Source organism: Vibrio sp. 1641, assembly GCF_033339995.1.
GTDB lineage: Bacteria > Pseudomonadota > Gammaproteobacteria > Enterobacterales > Vibrionaceae > Vibrio > Vibrio alginolyticus.
In genome coordinates this window covers 53,175-67,632 of the sequence record NZ_JAWOVP010000016.1, presented here as the reverse complement: position 1 = coordinate 67,632, position 14,458 = coordinate 53,175, and the positions used below count along the sequence as shown (strand labels likewise).

Annotated in this window: 11 protein-coding genes; 5 read left to right on the top strand and 6 right to left on the bottom strand. The window is 46.3% G+C overall.

What is annotated here, in order from left to right; translation table 11 throughout:
• The first annotated feature begins 79 nt into the window (after positions 1 to 79).
• Positions 80 to 2,164, top strand: coding sequence for an alpha-amylase (locus R7Z47_RS21175; protein WP_170897607.1), 2,085 nt, complete (start codon positions 80 to 82; stop codon positions 2,162 to 2,164).
• A gap of 229 nt (positions 2,165 to 2,393) precedes the next feature.
• Complete coding sequence (locus R7Z47_RS21170) at positions 2,394 to 3,647, top strand: valine--pyruvate transaminase (RefSeq protein ID WP_170897606.1); 1,254 nt, start codon at positions 2,394 to 2,396, stop codon at positions 3,645 to 3,647.
• A gap of 126 nt (positions 3,648 to 3,773) precedes the next feature.
• Here R7Z47_RS21170 and R7Z47_RS21165 read toward each other — a convergent pair whose 3' ends face one another.
• The 6 genes from R7Z47_RS21165 to dnaA all read right to left on the bottom strand — a co-directional run bounded on the left by R7Z47_RS21165 (position 3,774) and on the right by dnaA (position 11,595).
• Positions 3,774 to 4,211 carry an Hsp20 family protein gene (locus tag R7Z47_RS21165; RefSeq protein ID WP_005378857.1) on the bottom strand — a complete coding sequence of 146 codons (438 nt, stop codon included), beginning with the start codon at positions 4,209 to 4,211 and terminating at the stop codon, positions 3,774 to 3,776.
• Between the two features lie 533 nt (positions 4,212 to 4,744).
• Positions 4,745 to 5,161 (bottom strand): GreA/GreB family elongation factor, encoded by a 417-nt coding sequence (locus R7Z47_RS21160; RefSeq protein ID WP_054579440.1) that lies wholly within the window; start codon positions 5,159 to 5,161, stop codon positions 4,745 to 4,747.
• Between the two features lie 343 nt (positions 5,162 to 5,504).
• Positions 5,505 to 7,922, bottom strand: coding sequence for a DNA topoisomerase (ATP-hydrolyzing) subunit B (gyrB, locus tag R7Z47_RS21155; protein ID WP_005378841.1), 2,418 nt, complete (start codon positions 7,920 to 7,922; stop codon positions 5,505 to 5,507).
• A 13-nt stretch (positions 7,923 to 7,935) separates the two neighbouring features.
• Positions 7,936 to 9,015: a DNA replication/repair protein RecF gene (gene recF / locus R7Z47_RS21150; protein WP_005378839.1), complete on the bottom strand. Its 1,080-nt coding sequence runs from the start codon at positions 9,013 to 9,015 to the stop codon at positions 7,936 to 7,938.
• 9 nt (positions 9,016 to 9,024) lie between these two features.
• The gene (gene dnaN / locus R7Z47_RS21145) at positions 9,025 to 10,125 is read right to left on the bottom strand and encodes a DNA polymerase III subunit beta (protein ID WP_158157052.1); all 1,101 of its coding nucleotides are present in this window, start codon (positions 10,123 to 10,125) and stop codon (positions 9,025 to 9,027) included.
• A 63-nt stretch (positions 10,126 to 10,188) separates the two neighbouring features.
• On the bottom strand, positions 10,189 to 11,595 hold the full coding sequence (gene dnaA / locus R7Z47_RS21140; protein ID WP_005378835.1) for a chromosomal replication initiator protein DnaA: 1,407 nt from the start codon (positions 11,593 to 11,595) through the stop codon (positions 10,189 to 10,191).
• Between the two features lie 412 nt (positions 11,596 to 12,007).
• Here dnaA and R7Z47_RS21135 point away from each other — a divergent pair, with 412 nt between their 5' ends.
• The 3 genes from R7Z47_RS21135 (at position 12,008) to R7Z47_RS21125 (ending at position 14,274) form a co-directional block, all read left to right on the top strand.
• Entirely contained in the window at positions 12,008 to 12,754 is a 747-nt protein-coding gene (locus R7Z47_RS21135) for an amino acid ABC transporter substrate-binding protein (protein ID WP_005378831.1), read from the top strand.
• 114 nt (positions 12,755 to 12,868) lie between these two features.
• Positions 12,869 to 13,540 (top strand): amino acid ABC transporter permease, encoded by a 672-nt coding sequence (locus tag R7Z47_RS21130; protein ID WP_005378829.1) that lies wholly within the window; start codon positions 12,869 to 12,871, stop codon positions 13,538 to 13,540.
• Complete coding sequence (locus R7Z47_RS21125; RefSeq protein ID WP_005378827.1) at positions 13,537 to 14,274, top strand: amino acid ABC transporter ATP-binding protein; 738 nt, start codon at positions 13,537 to 13,539, stop codon at positions 14,272 to 14,274. The genes R7Z47_RS21130 and R7Z47_RS21125 overlap by 4 nt, the downstream gene beginning before the upstream one ends.
• Positions 14,275 to 14,458: the final 184 nt, after the last annotated feature.

Here is a 14,458-nt window from a genome sequence, read left to right as displayed (position 1 = left end):
TTAACTTGTTGGTGTAGAGCTCGGATTGTAGAGGCACAGTTTTGCTATAACTGAACTGTTTATTCGGGGGAAGGACACAATGAAAAAAACAATTCTCGCACTCTCTATCGGTCTACTGAGCGCCTGCAGCCAGATTCCAGAAAATGCCATCGTATTAAGCGTTGGTGATGACACCGCTGTTTTTGAGGAAAACTCACAAGGCTTACTTGTCGCCGAGCAAAGACTCGAAAAAGGCAGTTATAGCTTTACCATTGCTGACAGCAAGCAAACTTGTGGCAGTAGCTTTGCCCTAGCAGAAGAAGATCGCATCAAGTTCAATCGTCCATTAAAAATGGATAATTGCGCCACTGATGCACAAATGCCGCTGCGCATCTTCAAAGCCAATACCTATCAATTTACGCTCAATCCAACCACCAACGAACTGACGGTAAAAATTAAACCAAAACAAAGTCAGGACATCACCTACTCTTGCCCTGTCGCAACTGACACGCCAAAAACCATCAACGTTGCTCAAACTTTTAATGATGGCACTGTCGTTCGTGATGCCTTAACCGAACAAGAAACCACTGTCGCCAATGGCAGTGTCACCATGCAACCGGGTCCTATGAGCCAAGGTCTATTGCTGCTAGAAGAAGTTGAACAGCAAGCCGACAAACCGTTCAGTTGGGACAATGCGACGGTGTACTTCGTCATGACCGACCGCTTCTACAATGGCAACCCAGACAACGACAACAGCTACGGTCGCAGCAAAGACGGAAAATATGAGATTGGTACCTTCCACGGTGGTGACTTAGCGGGTCTGACGAAAAAACTCGATTACATCGAATCACTTGGTGTGAATGCTATCTGGATAACCTCACCACTGGAACAAATCCACGGCTGGGTTGGCGGCGGCGATAAAGGCGACTTTAAGCACTACGGCTACCACGGCTACTATCACCAAGATTGGACCAAGCTTGATGCGAACATGGGCACCGAAGACGAACTCAGAACCTTCGTCGATACCGCCCATAAGAAAGGCATCCGCGTGATTTGGGATGTGGTCATGAACCACACAGGTTATGCGACATTAGCAGACATGCAGGAATTCGGATTTGGTCAGCTTTACCTTGATGACCAAGAAGCCAAAGAAGTCCTTGGTGAAAAATGGACCGACTGGCAGCCAAAATCAGGACAAAGCTGGCACAGCTTCAACGACTACATCAAATACAGTAATAGCGAAGCGTGGGATAAATGGTGGGGCAAAGACTGGATTCGCACTGACATTGGTGACTACGATGCTCCGGGCTACAACGACATCACCATGTCTTTGAACTACCTACCGGATCTAAAAACCGAATCAACTCAAAAAACCGGATTACCAAACTTCTTCCACAATAAAGACACCAATGCGCAAGATGAGCTGCAAACTCCACGTGAACACCTGATTACCTGGTTATCCGATTGGGTGCGCGACTATGGCATTGACGGCTTCCGTGTCGACACCGCTAAACACGTTGAAATGGAAGCGTGGGCAGAGTTGAAAGCCAGCACCACTCAAGCGCTTGCCCAGTGGAAGCAAAACAATCCAGACAAAGCACTAGATGACCTGCCATTTTGGATGACAGGTGAAGTGTGGGCACACAGCGTAGTGAAGAGCCCGTATTTCGATAACGGCTTCGATTCCATCATCAACTTCGAGTTCCAATCTGATGTGGCACCAAAAGCGCTGAAGTGTTTCGCTCAACTTGATAATGATTACCGCCGCTATGCAGAGCGCATCAATACCGATCCTGAGTTCAATGTGTTGAGCTACCTGTCTTCACACGATACACAACTGTTTTGGTCAGCTCGCAGCCGCAGCTTTGATGACCAAGCACGTGCGGCAAATGCTCTGATGCTGGCTCCGGGTGCAGTACAGATCTATTACGGTGATGAGATAGCTCGTGATTTTGGCATTACTGGTTCAGACGCCCACCAAGGCACACGCTCAGATATGCCATGGGATAAGATTCATGGCGAGCGTGAAGATCTGCTGCAACATTGGCAAAAATTGGGTGAATTCCGTAAACGCCACCCAGCGGTTGCTCAAGGTAAGCACATCACTCGCAATCAAGAAGGTTACTACGCGTTCGAACGCCAATACCAAGACGACAAGGTACTGATTGTTTACACCGGTGAGTAAATCACACTCTCTCCACCAGCAAGGGAAGCATAAGCTTCCCTTTTTTATTGTTCTTTTTGCCATTTAGTCTCGTCCCTCTGGTCTGATGACGCACTTTTTTCTTTTTCGGCTTAATTCACACTTTGCGTTAATTACACATTGAGGTAAGGTCAAGGATTACTCGATAAGCCGATAAAACATCGGCATAAACATACACAAAGCAATCACAATGAATTAGGTATAAGTCAGCATGCAGTTCTCAAAGTTTGGTGAAAAATTTAATCAGTATTCAGGTATCACGCAGTTAATGGACGATTTGAATGATGGTCTGCGCACACCAGGTGCCATCATGCTCGGTGGAGGTAACCCAGCCGCCATTCCTGCCATGCTCGATTACTTTCGCCAAGCCAGTGAGGAAATGCTCGCCAGTGGAGAGCTCGTCGCCGCCCTCGCCAACTATGATGGTCCGCAAGGCAAAGACGCGTTCGTTAAAGCGTTGGCTCAGTTATTCCGTGAAACTTATGGCTGGGATATTTCTGAGAAAAACATCAGCCTAACTAACGGTAGCCAAAGTGGCTTCTTCTACTTGTTCAACTTGTTGGCAGGTAAACAGCCAGACGGTTCGCACAAGAAGGTGCTACTGCCTATCGCGCCTGAGTACATCGGTTATGGTGATGCAGGCATTGATGAAGATATCTTTGTCTCATACCACCCAGAGATCGAGCTGTTAGATAACGGTCTGTTTAAATACCACGTCGATTTTGAGCAGCTCACCGTCGATGACTCTGTTGCGGCAATCTGCGCGTCTCGCCCAACCAATCCAACGGGTAACGTACTGACAGACGAAGAAGTACGTAAACTGGACAAGCTAGCACGTGAGAACAACATCCCACTGATTATCGATAACGCCTACGGTCTACCTTTCCCGAACATCATCTTTGAAGATGTCGAGCCGTTCTGGAATGAAAACACCATCCTGTGCATGAGCCTATCTAAACTTGGCTTGCCGGGCGTGCGTTGTGGGATTGTGATTGCGAGTGAAGAAATCACTCAAGCATTAACCAATATGAACGGCATCATCAGCCTAGCGCCGGGCAGTGTTGGTCCAGCGCTGGCAAACCATATAATTGGCAAAGGCGATCTGCTTAAACTGAGTTCAGAGGTGATTAAGCCGTTCTACAAGCAAAAATCACAACGTGCGGTTGAACTGCTCCAACAAGCAATTACCGATGAGCGATTCCGCATCCACAAGCCGGAAGGCGCTATCTTCTTGTGGTTATGGTTTGATGAACTGCCAATCACAACAATGGAACTGTACCAACGCTTGAAAGCGCGTGGCGTATTGATTGTCCCTGGTGAATATTTCTTTATTGGTCAGCAAGACGAGTGGGATCACGCGCACCAATGCCTGCGTATGAACTACGTTCAAGATGATGAGATGATGCAAAAAGGCATTGCGATTATCGCTGAAGAAGTGGAAAAGGCTTACCGCGAAGGTAAATAGATGGATTGAACTCAGCCGTTCTTCTCTTTGAAATTACGGCTTTAAAATAGCGGATTTGAAAACCCCAAACTAAAAAGAGCGCCCATATGGCGCTCTTTCTCATTCTATAACTGGGTGGTTAACTGATTAGTTGTTCTCAATCAGGTTGTTACCACCGATAGCAATCTTACGTGGTTGCATGGCTTCAGGGATTTCACGAACTAAATCGATATGAAGTAGACCGTTTTCCATTGATGCACCCACGACTTTTACGTAATCCGCTAGCTGGAATTTACGTTCAAAATCACGTTCTGCAATACCTTGGTAAACGTAGTTTTTGCCTTCTTCGGCTTTACGTTCGCCCTTCACAATCAACATGTTTTCGTTTTGAGTCAGATCGAGCTGTTCTTCAGCAAAGCCAGCAACGGCCATAGTAATACGGTAGTTGTGCTCGTCTTTTTGCTCAATGTTGTATGGAGGGTAACCGCCAGAAGTATTTTTCGCTGTATTCGCTTCCATCAGGTTTAGCAGACGATCAAAGCCAATTGCATTACGGTATAGTGGTGAGAAATCTACATTACGCATAAATCTATCCTCTTAATTAAGCAATAGTCTTAGTTCAGATGAGTTTCATCCTACTGGCGTGTTTATGCAAAAACCAACGCCGAACTAAGAGATTCTTATCATTCCACTGGCCTTGGTTTGGCTCGGAGACATGATATTGAATCTAAAGGTTTAAGTTGTGTGCTAAAACGCCATATCCTCTTCTGAGCGATCTCGTTTTAGCGATTTCAGAGGGCTGGTCTTCTAGTCTCTAGCAAGCCAGTCACCCTCTTCACAACTAGATATAAGGTCGTCAAAAATGACTTTCAAGGGAAAAAATAAAAAATTTTTAAAGCATCCACTATCCCCTTGAACAGCTTAGTTCCTCATCACTTCACGATCAGTGATAAAAAGCCCACCGTTCTGGAGGGCTCAATCTACACTTTACTTGCGGGAGGATTTACGCGCTTTTACAACGCCCTTTTCTGCCGCCTTTTCCTGCTTTAGTTTGCGCTTTTCTTTTAGACTCAACTGCGGTTGTTTCTTTTCTTTCTTACTCATGACTTCACCTCTATTTATTGGCACAACAGACAACCACACAGCATTTTCTGAGCTGGTGGCTGCGAGTGATGAACAATTTCAGTAATCACAAAGCAGCGTCGCTGATTAAAAATTTCCACTTCGAGCGCATCATTTTTAGCTCGACCTAACAGTCGAGATCCCAAATAAGAATCGACCGCGAGCATACCTGTCATCGGCTGCCCCTTGCGCGAGCTGACTAACGTCATGCGATATTGATAGGCGCGTTCAACATCCACTAAGCGAACCGTGTCCCCAACCGCAATACGAGTTCGGTTACGGCAATGGGCTTGTTGCTCGCAGGTTTCAAATAGCGATAACAACCTTAGTGGTGATTGATAGGTTAAAAAGCGACTGGTTAACCACCAAGTTCGCAGCGCCAAGCAGTACGCTGAGAACCAGCGTTCAAACATGATTATTTCCTTCTTAATGCCTTGTCTTACAAATAAATTCAGTGCATTGAACCGGAAGTGCATCACTTCCGGCTTAGTTCAGGAAAGTCATCACCATTTTCTTAGTCTCCTTAATCATCAGCTCTTCAGCACTATAGCGAGCAGAAAAAAGAAAGCAAAAGCGCTCAAGCGAACAAAATGGCGAGAAAAAAAGAAAACAGATATAAAATGGCAGGCTTGATCGGGTTGTTGGCAGTTAGTACCAGAAAAACATCCGCTTTAGCAGAAAGTGGCGATTTTAGCTGGTGGTACAACAAAAAAAGCAGCGATTTCTCGCTGCTTTTTACGATCACGAACAGTGTCGTTATACGTCTAGGTTCGCTACTTTCAGTGCGTTCTCTTCGATGAAGTTACGACGAGGTTCTACTTGGTCACCCATTAGCGTAGTGAACAGTTGATCTGCACCTACCGCATCTTCAATCGTTACCTGCATCATACGACGAGTTTCTGGGTCCATGGTGGTTTCCCAAAGTTGGTCTGGGTTCATCTCACCTAGACCTTTGTAGCGCTGACGGCTTAAGCCACGCATTGACTCTTTCACTAACCAGTCAAGCGCTTCTGCAAAGTTTGCCACTGGCATAGTACGCTCACCACGTTTGATGTACGCGCCTTCTTCCAGAAGTCCATCAAGTGCTTCTGATAGATCAGCCAACTTGCCGTACTCTTTCGAGTTTAGGAAGTCGATGCTAATTGCATGTTCGTGCGTCACGCCGTGAGTACGAACCACAATCTTAGGCAAGTTTAAGCCTAGCTCTTCGTGCTGCTCAACTTCGTAGCTGTACTGGCTTGCACCCACTTCTTTCGCATTCAGCTGTTCAATAAGCTGCTTCGTCCACGCTTCCACAACTGATGCGTCATGGCATTGCTCTGGCGTTAGGCGAGGAGTGTAAATCAACTCGTTTACCAAAGCACTTGGGTAACGACGGCTCATACGTTCCGCCAGTTTAATACCCGCATTGTACTGTTGAACAAGCTTCTCTAGTGCTTCACCAGCCAATGCTGGTGCTTCTGCGTTTACGTGTAGCGATGCATTGTCCAGAGCCAATGATACTTGGTATTGGTTCATCGCTTCTTCATCTTTGATGTACTGCTCTTGTTTGCCTTTTTTCACTTTGTATAGTGGTGGCTGAGCGATGTACACATAGCCACGCTCGATAAGCTCTGGCATTTGACGATAGAAGAAGGTCAACAGTAGCGTACGGATGTGCGAACCATCGACATCGGCATCGGTCATGATGATGATGTTGTGGTAACGAAGCTTGTCCGGGTTGTACTCGTCACGACCGATACCACAACCTAGTGCGGTGATCAGTGTTGCTACTTCTTGAGAAGATAGCATCTTGTCGAAACGTGCTTTTTCTACGTTAAGAATCTTACCTTTTAGCGGTAGGATCGCTTGGTTCTTACGGTTACGGCCTTGTTTTGCGGAGCCGCCTGCCGAATCACCCTCCACTATGTATAGTTCAGAGAGTGCCGGATCTTTTTCCTGACAGTCTGCAAGTTTACCTGGAAGGCCAGCTAGGTCTAGTGCACCTTTACGGCGCGTCATTTCACGAGCTTTACGCGCTGCTTCACGAGCACGTGCTGCATCGATGATTTTCGAACAAACCATCTTCGCTTCTGTCGGGTTCTCAATCAGGAACTCAGACAGTTTTTCACCCATTGCAGACTCAACAGCTGATTTCACTTCAGAAGAAACTAGTTTGTCTTTTGTTTGGCTTGAGAACTTAGGATCAGGCACTTTCACCGAAACAACCGCAGTTAGACCTTCACGCGCATCGTCGCCTGAAGTCGCTGTTTTCGCTTTCTTCGAGAAACCTTCTTTATCCATAAAGCTGTTCAATGTACGTGTTAGCGCAGCACGGAAACCAGCAAGGTGAGTACCACCATCACGCTGTGGGATATTGTTGGTAAAGCAAAAGATGTTCTCTTGGAAACCATCGTTCCATTGCATCGCCACTTCAACTGAAATGCCGTCTTCACGCTCAGAGTTAAAGTGGAAGATTTTTTCGATGATTGGCGTTTTGTTGGTGTTTAGGTGATCAACGAACGCTTGAATACCACCTTCATACATGAAGTGATCATGTTTGTCCGCTTCACGTTCATCAACCAATTTGATCGACACACCAGAGTTCAGGAATGACAGTTCACGCAGGCGTTTCGCCAGAATGTCATAGTGGAACTCAGTGTTAGAGAACGTTTCGGCACTTGGCCAGAAACGAATTTGTGTACCGGTTTTATCCGTATCACCCACAACGGCTAGTGGCGCTTGAGGCTCACCATGGCGGTAGGTTTGCGTATGGATATGGCCACCACGATGAATCGTTAGCTCAACTTTCTCTGATAGTGCGTTTACTACTGAAACACCTACCCCGTGAAGACCACCCGATACTTTGTATGAGTTATCGTCGAACTTACCACCCGCGTGAAGAACCGTCATGATTACTTCTGCTGCAGAGACATTTTCCTCTGAGTGGATTTCTGTTGGAATGCCACGACCATCATCGCTAACGGAAACCGAGTTATCCTCATGAATTGTCACAACGATGTCTTTACAGTGACCTGCCAACGCTTCATCAATTGAGTTATCCACCACCTCGAAAACCATGTGGTGAAGGCCGGTGCCGTCGTCCGTATCGCCGATGTACATTCCTGGACGCTTACGTACCGCATCCAGACCCTTCAGTACCTTAATACTCGATGAATCGTAATTTTCAGACATGAGTTTCTCTCTTCTAGTTTGACTCTATCCTGCCATGTTCCACATGAAACAATTTACCGTTATCGTCCAACATATCGGCGATTTGGCTTTCAGTGATAGAGCTTACAAATACTTGTGCGCCCGTCTCTTTTAAGCAGTCAGCAAGACGCTTGCGACGTTGGCTATCTAATTCCGACGCGAAGTCATCAATTAGGTAAATGCATTGTTTACCGGCCATCTCTGTCAGGTGTTGCCCTTGCGCTACACGCAATGCACACACCATGAGTTTTAATTGACCGCGTGACAGAACATCTTCAACGGGCGTTCCGTTCACTTTAATGCGCAAATCAGCTTTGTTTGGGCCACTAAAGGTGTATCCCAATGCCTGATCACGCTCAAAATTCTTTTCTAGTATCTCGTGGTATGGAGTGTCTTTATCCCAGCCACGATAATACTTCAATTGGATCTCAAATTCTGGCAAAAATGTCTGACAGATAGTTTCTGCGACAGTTTTCATCTGCTCGATGTAACTTGCTCGCCATTGGCTGATGTTTTCAGCCAATCCTGCCATTTCCTGATCCCAATAACTGAGCTCACGATAACTATTGGCGGTTTTCAACAACGCGTTGCGCTGCTTGTTCAGGCGCTTGAACCTTCCCCATGCTTGATAAAAAGCGGGCTCGGTATGAAACACGCCCCAATCAATAAACGCACGACGATGTTTAGGGCCATCTGTCAGTAAATCAAACCCTTCTGGGTGTATCAACTGCAGAGGCAGAACTTGTGCCAACTGCGCTAATTTTTGTCCAGATTGACCGCCTATTTTAACCTCTGTTGAGCCATCACGCTGCTTATTAATGCCGATAGGTAGCTCAAATTGATCCGAGTTCAAAAAACGACCATGAACAAACAGTTCGTCACACTCATTTTGTATCACTCGTCCGGTGAGAGAGCTCTTGAATGAGCGGCCATGCCCGAGCAGATAAACCGCTTCTAAGACACTGGTTTTACCGCTGCCGTTCGGCCCGATAAGAAAGTTAAAGCCTGCTGATAACTCAATATCACAGGCTTTAATGTTTCGAAACTGCTGAATGATGAGGCGAGAAAGTGGCATTCAGATGGCTTATAGACGAATTGGCATCACCACGTACATGGCACTGTCGTCGTCTGCGTTTTCAATCAACGCACTTGCGTTCGCATCTGACATCGACACACGCACGTTATCGCAACGCAGTGTATTAAGCACATCAAGCACGTAGCTAACGTTGAAGCCGATCTCGATAGCGTCACCTTCAAAGGTCACGTCTAGCATTTCTTCTGCTTCTTCTTGCTCTGGGTTATTGGCAGTAATGCGCATTTCAGTATCAGCCAGATTCACACGCACGCCACGGAATTTTTCGTTGGAAAGAATCGCAGCACGAGAGAAGGCTTGGCGCAACTCGTCACAACTTGCTATTAGGGTCTTATTGGTGCTCTGAGGCAATACACGGCGGTAATCAGGGAAACGACCATCAACCAACTTAGAGGTAAAAGTAAAGTTATTCACCTCAGCACGAACATTGGAGCTACCGATCTGAAGTACTACGGGCTGCTCTGGCGCATCCATCAACTTTACTAATTCTTGCACACCTTTGCGTGGCACGATGATTTGCTTCTGCGCAAAGTCCGCACCTAGCTGAGTTTGCGATACCGCCATACGGTGGCCGTCCGTCGCCACGCTGCGTAGCGTGGTGCCGTCAATTTCAAACAACATGCCGTTGAGGTAGTAACGAACGTCTTGATTCGCCATCGAGAACTGAGTTTTGTCGATCAGCGTACGTAAATCAGCTTGGCTCAGTGATACTTCCACTTCGCTTTGCCAATCTTCAATATTAGGGAAATCGTTCGCAGGAAGCGTTGCCAACGAGAAACGGCTGCGACCAGAGCGAACTTGTACGCGATCACCTTCTAATACAAATGTGATGATCGCATCGTCCGGTAAACCACGGCAGATATCGAGAAACTTACGCGAAGGAACGGTAATGCTGCCCGCTTCAAAATCACCTTCTAGCGTCACTTTGCTTACTAACTCTACTTCAAGATCGGTTGCCGTCATCGACAATACGTTCTCTTCTACTTTAAGAAGTAGGTTACCCAGGATTGGCAGAGTTGGTCGGCCACCTAAAGCGCCCGAAACCTGCTGTAGCGGTTTGATTAAATGACTACGTTCAATGGTAAATTTCATGCTTGGCTCTTTACGCTGTCAGCTCAATAAATGATTTGCTTAGAATACCGTTATTCTAACCGATTACGAAGACAGGGTGCGAATCAAGTTAGAGTAATCTTCTTTAATGTCGTGGCTCTCTTCACGCAGCTGCTCAATCTTGCGACAAGCATGAAGTACGGTCGTATGATCGCGGCCCCCAAACGCATCGCCAATTTCAGGCAAACTGTGGTTGGTTAGCTCTTTTGCTAACGCCATAGCCAGCTGACGAGGACGCGCTACAGAACGAGAACGACGCTTAGACAGCAAGTCCGCCACTTTAATCTTGTAGTATTCCGCCACGGTCTTTTGAATGTTATCGATCGTCACCAGCTTCTCTTGTAGAGCAAGCAGATCGCGCAGCGCTTCACGCACAAAATCAATCGTGATTGGACGACCAGTAAAGTTCGCGTTCGCGATAACACGGTTCAATGCACCTTCTAGCTCACGAACGTTCGAACGCAGACGCTTGGCAATGAAGAATGCCACTTCATCAGCAAGGTGGATTTGGTGATCTTCAGCTTTTTTCATCAAGATCGCCACACGCGTTTCAAGCTCAGGCGGCTCGATCGCAACAGTAAGACCCCAACCAAAGCGAGATTTAAGACGATCTTCAACGCCATTAATTTCTTTAGGATAACGGTCAGACGTTAGAATGATCTGCTGATTACCTTCCAATAGTGCGTTGAAGGTATGGAAGAATTCTTCTTGCGAACGTTCTTTATTAGCAAAGAATTGGATGTCATCGATAAGGAGTGCATCCACACTGCGGTAGTAGCGTTTGAATTCTTCAATCGCATTGTTTTGCAGCGCTTTCACCATGTCTTGCACAAAACGTTCTGAGTGCATGTAGACCACTTTTGCGTTCGGGTTGTTATCCACAATCGCGTTACCCACCGCATGCAATAAGTGGGTTTTACCCAAACCCGTGCCGCCGTATAGGAATAGTGGGTTGTAAGCTGCACCTGGGTTATCCGATACCTGACGCGCCGCAGCCAAACCCAGTTGGTTCGACTTACCTTCAACAAAGTTGTCGAACTTGTGTTTTGGGTTCATGTTTGAGCGGTGATTGATAGCCGCAATCGCTTGAGCGTCGTCATCCCAGGTTTTGTGTACTGGCTTACGCGCCTGTAATTGCGCAGGTGCAGATGACTCGGCAGCCACATCTGCAGGCGTACGTGTCGGCGCTGGTTTTGGTGCAGAGACAGGTCGGCTCCCCACTTCAAAACGTAAGTTAGGAATATCGCCACCGCAGTATTCCTGCAGTAAGCGAGTAATATTGTTCAGATACTTATCACGCACCCAGTCCAACACAAAGCGGTTTGGCGCGAATAGAGTGAGAGTATTGTCATTGAGCTCCGCTTGTAGCGGACGAACCCACATGCTGAATTCTGTAGCTGGTAGCTCTTCTTGAAGCTGCTGCAAACATTGCAGCCAAAGCGAAGATGACACGGTGCCCCCACTGAGTAATTGAATTATCGGAAAAGACTGGCAATTTTACCTGTTGATAACCAAGATCGCCAGCGATTGATCGACGATCCAGTGAATAAGATCCAAGTTATTCACAATTATTTCTGCAAACTTGATGAGATCAACACACCTTGCCCCAAATTTGCCCACACAACGATCCACAATTGGGCAAAATTCACAAGATCGAGCGATTGGTGATAAGTCTGTGTATTATTTTATTCCCAATGCTGATTTTGTCGATCATTTCGCTAGGTTCAGTTCGCATTTTCGTCACATTTAACATTCTTCTTCTATTATCTAATAACTCACAGGTCTAGGTTATTGCTCTTGGTTATTTATTTAATTGAGCTAACTAACAGTAGTATTTCCAACCATAAAATTATGGAGATGTATTATGAAAAACTGGATTAAGGTTGCCGTTGCAGCCATTGCACTGTCGGCAGCAACCGTACAAGCCGCTACTGAAGTCAAAGTTGGTATGTCAGGTCGCTACTTCCCGTTTACTTTTGTAAAGCAAGACAAGCTACAAGGCTTTGAAGTCGACATGTGGGATGAAATCGGTAAACGTAACGATTACAAAATCGAATACGTAACAGCCAACTTCTCTGGTTTATTTGGTCTTTTAGAAACGGGTCGTATCGATACGATCTCCAACCAAATCACCATGACTGATGAGCGTAAAGCTAAATACCTATTTGCTGACCCTTACGTTGTAGATGGCGCACAAATTACCGTGCGTAAAGGCAACGACAGCATCAAAGGTGTTGACGATCTTGCGGGCAAAACCGTTGCGGTGAACCTAGGCTCTAACTTTGAGCAACTGCTGCGTCAATACGACAAAGACGGCAAGATCAACATTAAAACGTACGACACAGGTATCGAACATGACGTGGCGCTCGGTCGAGCAGATGCATTTGTAATGGATCGTCTTTCTGCGTTAGAGCTGATTAAGAAAACTGGCCTTCCTCTGGAATTGGCAGGCGAACCGTTTGAGACCATTCAAAACGCATGGCCTTTCGTTGACAACGAGAAAGGTCGTAAACTGCAAGAAGAAGTAAACAAAGCACTGGCTGAGATGCGCGCAGATGGTACAGTAGAGAAAATTTCCGTGAAGTGGTTTGGCGCTGACATCACGAAATAAGAACTCTTTGTACTTTAGGCCGCAAAGTGGTATCACTCTCGGACTAAAATAAACTTACGTAAAGGTGGAACTTGTTTTCCACCTTTTCTTTTCTCTAGCCTTTAGGTAAGCCGTATGGGATTTGACTTTAATTACATGTTGGAACTGTTGCCGATATTGCTGAAATATCTTGGCACAACCATGGAAATGGCGACATGGGGATTGGTGTTTTCGCTGATTTTATCCGTCATTTTAGCCAATATTCGCGTATTTAAACTGCCAGTTCTGGATCAATTAAGCCAACTGTACATCAGCTTCTTCCGTGGCACCCCACTGTTGGTTCAGCTTTTCCTGCTTTACTACGGCTTACCGCAAATTTTTCCATTGATGGTCGGTATCGACGCCTTTTCAGCAGCGGTTATCGGTTTAACGCTGCACTTTGCCGCTTATATGGCGGAAAGTATTCGTGCCGCCATTATTGGTATTGATCGCAGCCAAATGGAAGCGAGCTTATCGGTCGGTATGACGACATCCCAAGCAATGCGCCGAGTGATTTTACCTCAAGCAACGCGTGTCGCACTGCCTTCATTGATGAACTATTTCATCGATATGATCAAGTCAACGTCTCTCGCCTTCACGCTTGGTGTGGCCGAAATCATGGCGAAAGCACAGATGGAAGCCTCATCAAGTTTCCGTTTCTTTGAAGCTTTCCTTGCGGTTGCTCTTATTTACTGGGGCGTGGTGGTGATTCTGACTCGCGTACAAATCTGGGCAGAAGCAAAACTGAATAAGGCGTACGTACGATGATTAAGTTAGAAAATATTCACAAACGTTTTGGTGAGACTGAAGTGCTGAAAGGCATCGACCTCGATATTAAGCAAGGTGAGATCATCGTGATTATCGGCTCAAGTGGTACGGGTAAATCAACCTTGCTGCGTACGGTGAACTTTCTAGAGCAGGCAGATGAAGGTCGTATCACGATAGATGACATCTCCGTTGATACTCAAAAACACACTAAAGCCGAAGTATTAGCGCTGCGTCGTCGAACTGGCTTTGTGTTCCAAAACTATGCCCTGTTTGCCCACATGAATGCGCGCCAGAACATTGCCGAAGGTCTAGTGACCGTTCGAGGCTGGAAAAAAGCCGATGCTCTCAAACGAGCGCAACAAATTCTGGATGACATCGGCCTTGGGGATAAAGGCGATAGTTATCCAGCGGCATTGTCTGGCGGCCAACAACAACGTGTGGGTATCGGCCGAGCGATGGCGCTGCAACCAGAACTGCTGTTATTTGACGAACCAACTTCTGCGCTGGATCCTGAATGGGTCGGTGAAGTTCTCTCATTAATGAAGAAGTTAGCTAATCAGCATCAAACCATGCTGGTGGTGACGCACGAGATGCAATTCGCGAAAGAAGTCGCTGATAGAGTGATCTTCATGGCGGAAGGCAATATCGTAGAGCAAGGTTCTCCACAGGATATCTTCGATAATCCACAAGATCCTCGTTTGAAAAAATTCCTTAACCAAGTAGGAATAGAGTAACGATCAAGCATCAGGATCGATTGATCCTTGAGATTTTACTCACACTACGTATAATCGCCCGGCCGGAATTTCGTACTCATTGAGTCATTGACACATTATGTGAGTGTGATTACAATTCCGCCTCTTTGTTGAGAGGCGTCGGTTGTCCTTCTCTATATAAAGAGCTTCTTTATATAAGAAAGCA